Source organism: Kitasatospora sp. NPDC058243, from assembly GCF_042882025.1.
Classification (GTDB): domain Bacteria; phylum Actinomycetota; class Actinomycetes; order Streptomycetales; family Streptomycetaceae; genus Kitasatospora.
In genome coordinates, this window is sequence record NZ_JBHVWW010000099.1 from 1 (window position 1) to 3,586 (window position 3,586).

General features: G+C 74.0%; 3 protein-coding genes. 1 reads left to right on the top strand and 2 read right to left on the bottom strand.

What is annotated here, in order from left to right:
- Window positions 1-536 precede the first annotated feature (536 nt).
- On the top strand, window positions 537-1,688 hold the full coding sequence (locus ACFVX9_RS37290) for an RICIN domain-containing protein (RefSeq protein ID WP_387986440.1): 1,152 nt from the start codon (window positions 537-539) through the stop codon (window positions 1,686-1,688).
- Window positions 1,689-1,967: 279 nt separating this feature from the next.
- Here the strand turns inward: ACFVX9_RS37290 and ACFVX9_RS37295 are convergent, their stop codons facing one another.
- Both ACFVX9_RS37295 and ACFVX9_RS37300 read right to left on the bottom strand, forming a co-directional pair.
- Window positions 1,968-2,870, bottom strand: a complete 903-nt coding sequence (locus ACFVX9_RS37295) for a hypothetical protein (protein WP_380379063.1) — start codon at window positions 2,868-2,870, stop codon at window positions 1,968-1,970.
- Entirely contained in the window at window positions 2,867-3,208 is a 342-nt protein-coding gene (locus tag ACFVX9_RS37300; RefSeq protein WP_063352404.1) for a PadR family transcriptional regulator, read from the bottom strand. The genes ACFVX9_RS37295 and ACFVX9_RS37300 overlap by 4 nt, the downstream gene beginning before the upstream one ends.
- Window positions 3,209-3,586: the final 378 nt, after the last annotated feature.

A 3,586-nucleotide genomic window follows, 5' to 3' on the forward strand; every position in this document is an offset into this window, starting at 1 on the left:
CACCCTGGACGGGCTCCTGCGCAAACTGCTCACCGACGTCGAGGGCGCGCAGAGCCCGGCGCCCTGACGGCCCCGCCCGACGCCCCCGCCCGAGGTCCAGCCACCCGCGGCCGCTGCGCAACGCCGTCGGCCGCCGTACGCGGGGAACGCGTACCCCGGCCGACACCCCGTGCAGTGTGCCGTCCGTGACGACCACCGCACCTTGACGTACTCCCCTTCCGCCGCGGCCGTCGGCCCGGCGCGGCGCCTCCGCCGGTTCCGCCACGGCCACGGCGGTGGGTGCCGACGATGAGCTGGAGCGGGCGCGGCCGGGCGTCCTGGACACCCAGGGCCTACTGCGCATCATCCTCGGCCCGGATGGCCTGCAAGCAGGATTTGCACGGACCGTCGGGTCCCAGGTGCGCCTCGCGCGGCCGGGGCCCGACCCGCCGGCGCCCTTCGGCGGATGCCGGAGCACAGCCTCCCGGTGCGGCGCCCACGGTTTGCCGTACGCCATGGCGCATCCCCACCCGATCAGGTGATCATGTTGTGACGTCATGTCATATTCGACTACCGAGAGGCTGTTCACGATGCTGGTCGACTGGCCCACCGAGACCTTCGCATTGCGCCTGCACCGCATTCCCGGCCTGGTGGCGGGTGCCCCGGCGGGGAGCCCGGAGGGCACCGCCGTGGTGCTCGGACCCGAGACCGGTGGTGACGGCGAGCAGTGGGTGGCCGAGCGGTTCCGGGTGATCAACCACCGGATCCGGCACGTCGCCACCGGCCTCTACCTGACCGCCGAGGAGTCGAGCCGGGGTGCCACGGTCACCCTGCGGCCCAAGTTCCCCGACACCGGCAGCGATTCCTCGTACTGGCGGCAGGCGTGGCGGGCCTTCGTCCAGCGCGACACCGGTCGGCTGATGGCCCTCCACGACTCCTCCAACTGCCTCCTCGGCCTGGCCGACCCGGCCGCCGAACGGCCGGGCGGACCGCTGATCCTGGAGAAGGGCGCCGGGGCCGAGGACCGCTCCTGCACCGCCTGGGCGCCCGCGCCCGTCCCACCGCCCAAGCCCGCACCCGCTCCGGCGCCGAAGGCCACCGACCTCCCGGTGGGAACGGGACGGGTCCGGGTGCCGGCCCGCCGCTTCGAGAAGCACGTGCGAACCATCGAGCAGATCTTCGACGAGACCAGCTTCCGGGAGGTCCCCGGCGAGCTCCTCGCCCCGGGCACCCGCATCGAGGCCTTCGACTTCGACCAGTACTCCCAGGGCGACTGGTACAAGGAGGGGCGGGAGGGAAGCCTCGTGACCTTCACGGACAGCTACGAGACGGCGGGCGCCGCGCGCAGGGCCTTCCACCGGCTGCCGGGGGAACCCGCCCGCTACGTGGACTCCGGGGAGGTCGACGTCCACTACGTTCCGCCGAAGCTCGTCGCCCGCACCAACTTCCCCGCCGCACTCTACGCCGACGTCAGCGGTGCCCTCGTCAGGACGCCGCACCGGCTGGCCAACGGGCACGGCTTCTACAACCAGCCCGAGCGCCGCGAGGGCCTCTACTTCCCCAAGCGCGACGGCGCCGGCACCGTCGTGCAGTGGAACAAGACCTGGATCGCGGACAACGACACCACGTCCAAGGTCTTCCTCTGCTTCGACGGCCGCTACTTCATCGACCAGATGGACATCACCTGGGCCGAGGGCGGGAAGAGCTGACCCGCTCGCCCGACCCGTACGGCGACCATCCGCTCGACGCACCGCGCATCCCGGCCGACGTCGATCCGACCCGTAGGCCGGACACCTCGCACCCGACGTCAAGCAGCTCGCAGCCAGGCTGAACGAGGATGCGAAGAGGGCCCAGCCGCTGGTTGCGGCTGGGCCCTCTTGCGGCCTGAAGCACCTGCTCCCGGGCGGAAGGTGAGCCAGAGCCCCAGCCATTCCGAAGAAACCAGCTCCGACATCACCCCATCGAGTTCAGCAGCCGCGGCAGGCCGTTCAGCGGAGGATGCGACCGCTTCGCCTCAGGCGGCCGGCGAGCCCGGCGACCACCGCGGTGGCCGGCAGCGCGGCCGCCAGGCACGCGACGACAGCCGCCTCGCCCCACGCCACCGTGTAGGCGTGGGCGAGCAGCGGCGGGGAGGCCAGGGCCATCGCCGCCAGCTCGCGGCCGCCCCGCGATCCGCTGGACCAGGTCAGCGCGACACCGGTCGCGGCCAGGACGACCAGCGGCCAGCACCCGTAGTCGGTGCTGACCCACGGCACCCCGTGCGAGGCGATGGCCGCCCGTGGCACGACCACGAGCGCGACCACGGCACCGGCCGCGCCCGCCCGCCCCGCCGCGACACCCTCCGCCCGCCGGTCCTGCGGGCAGGCGAGCAGCACGGCCGCCGCCAGGACCATCGCGGCCGGGGTGACCACCGGGTCACCGAACGCCCGCCCGCTGACCACCGCGGCCGCCGCGAAGGAGAGCAGCCCGGCCACCGTGCAGGGCACCCCCACGCGCCACCGGCCGGCCAGCGCCGCCACCGACCCCGCGACCACGACCAGCGACGACACGAGCAGCGCGCCCCACGCCCCCGACAGGTCGGTTCCGATTCGCACCCCCAGCGGGGCGGGCGAGGAGACGACGCCGGCGTACCAGCTCAGCAGGTGCAGGCCGCAGGCGGCGGCCGCGGCGGCCAGCGCGAAGGGGTACGCCAGCGCGAGGACCTTCGCGACGGGCGCGGCCGTGCCCAGCCCCATCCGCATCCTCATCGCGTGCGCCGCCAGACCCGCGCCCTCCCGCAGCCGCGAGCCCAGCGGCTCGCCCGCGGTCATCTCGCGGAAGGTCGCGACGATCTCCCCGCCGTGGGCCCGGCGGTAGGCGGCGGGATAGAGCCGCAGGACGCGCTCGATCATGCGGAGGCCGCCGGCGGTTTGGCGACGGACAGGCGGCGGGTGGCCTCCTTCGCCGCCGCGGCCAGGCGCTCGGCCTCCACCGCGAGCCGCTCCCGCCCCGCCGGGGACAGGGTGAAGATCCGCCGGGCCCGGCCGTCGACGATCTCCTCGCGGTCGATGTCGATCAGACCGTCGGCCAGCAGCCGGTCCAGGGCCCCGTACAGCGCACCCGTACGCAGCGCGACCCGGCCGCCGGTCATCACCTTGACCTCCTGCGCGATGGCGTATCCGTGCCGGGGCGCGTCCGCGAGGGCGGTCAACACCATCAGGGTGGGCTCTTGCATCACACGTTCACTCACCTCACGAAGATAGTCACTCCGCCGGACCATCTCAACGCGGTCGGCCAGGCCCGAGACGAGGTGCGTGGCCGTGCAGGCCCGGGTTCGAGGTGCGCAAGACGGGGCCACCGGTCGTGGTCACGCGGGCCCTCGGTGGGAGGGATGCATTCGACGGGCGGCCACGTGGGCTGCGCTCGTGGCCGCCCGTCGACGTCCCTGTCGTGATCGAGCCGGGAGGAAGCACCGATGGACGAGAACGTGGTGTGGCTCCGCCCGGACCACCGGGGGGGGTTTCCCTCCCAACCCCCACCACCCCCAAAACCCCCCCCCCCCGCCCCCACCCCCCCCACCAACCCCCCCCCCCCCCCCCCCCCCCTTTTCCCCAGCTGGGTAGGAAAG